The sequence below is a fragment of the Nonomuraea sp. NPDC050691 genome (assembly GCF_040654455.1).
Taxonomy (GTDB): domain Bacteria; phylum Actinomycetota; class Actinomycetes; order Streptosporangiales; family Streptosporangiaceae; genus Nonomuraea.
Genome location: NZ_JBFAIA010000363.1, coordinates 1 through 1593, shown reverse-complemented (window position 1 = coordinate 1593; position 1593 = coordinate 1). Strand labels below are relative to the sequence as shown.

General features: G+C 72.8%; 1 protein-coding gene. It reads left to right on the top strand.

All coding sequences use genetic code 11. The annotated features are described in order from the left end of the window. Positions 1-183: 183 nt before the first annotated feature. The coding region (locus tag AB0H81_RS44755) for a S8 family serine peptidase (protein WP_358388700.1) at positions 184-1593 on the top strand (1410 nt) is incomplete at its 3' end.

The following is a 1593-nucleotide window of genomic DNA, read 5'->3' as shown; positions in this document are numbered from 1 at the left end:
GGCGGCCGCGGCCGGGGCGCAAGCCGCCGCCGCTGGCCGTTGAGGGGCCCGCCGATGGGGGCCGCCGCGCACCCGGACGTCGCTGGGAGGTCGCCCAGAGTTCGCCGAGAAACCTCGCCCGCCTCTGGGCCTGCCGGATAAATCACCTTAAACTCCGAGATCATCCCCCTGCTCGGAGGACGCGTGCGACTTCGCCCCCTGGTCACCTGGGTGACCACGCTCGCCCTGCTCACGGCGACCCCCGTCATCCCGGCGTACGCCGACGACCCCGCGCCCTCCTCCGAGACGTCGGCGCAACCGACCCCTCCGGAGGAGAAGCTGGAGGACGGCCTCGCGCTCGACCAGGGCACCGTACGGGCGATCGTCGAGCTGACCGACACCTCCCAGCGCGAGCCGATAGCGGCCAAGGCGGCCGAGGAGAGCGTGGACGTGGTGCTGCGCTCGCGGACGCAGCCGTTCATGGTCGTGGAGGGCACGGCCGAGGAACTGGCCACGCTGGCGGAGGACCCGCGCGTGAGCTCCGTCCACCGCGACCACGCCTATCCCCCGGCCGAGGTGTCCAACCTCCAGCTCATCGGCGCCGACCAGGCGCATGCGAAGGGGTTCAAGGGGAACGGGCAGGCGGTGGCCGTCCTGGACACCGGCATCGACCTGGACCACCCGTCGTTCGGCGGCCGGGTCGTGGAGGAGGCGTGCTTCTCCGCCGTGGAGGAGGGCGTCACGTCGCTCTGCCCGAACGGCCAGACCAGCATGATCGGGACCGGCGCGGCCAACGCCGTCACGGACAGGTGCCTGGCCGGCGGCGTGAACCTGTGCGAGCACGGCACCCACGTGGCCGGCATCGCCGCCGGCGCCGAAGGGGTGGCGCCGGAGGCGAAGATCGTGGCCATCCAGGTGTTCAGCCGGGTGGACGACGAGAGCGTGTGCGGCGAGCCGTCCTGCCTGCTGGCGTACGAGTCGTCGCTGCGGCTGGCCATGGAGCACGTGGCCGAGCTGTCCACGCCCGTCGCCGCGGTGAACCTCAGCCTCGGCGGCATGCTGTTCGACACCTCCTGCGACACCAGCGAGGAGGGCCAGGCCTTCAAGCCGCTGGTGGATTCGCTGCTGGCCAAGGGCATCGCGACCGTGGTGGCGGCCGGCAACGAGTACTACGACGGCGTCTCCTTCCCGGCGTGCGTCTCCTCGGCCGTGGCCGTCGGCGCCAACGACGGGAACGACGTCATCGCCGACTTCTCCAACCGGGGCGAGCTGGTCGACCTGTTCGCGCCGGGCGTGGACATCGAGTCGTCGGTGCCGGACAACCAGAAGGCCGTGCACAGCGGCACGTCCATGGCCACCCCGCACGTGACGGGCGCGCTGGCGCTGCTGAAGGCCCAGTCGCCGGACACGCCGATGGCCGAGCTGATCGCCAGGCTGACCTCGACCGGCAGGCCGTACGCGTACCGCGCGAACGACAAGGACGTGGTCACGCCGCGGCTGGACGTGCTGGCGGCGCTGGGCGGCGCGAGCCCGCAGCCGACGGTCAGCCAGACGCCGGCCCCCGCCCCGACAGGCGACGACCCCGGCCCCGAGCCGGACCCCACGGACGGCAGC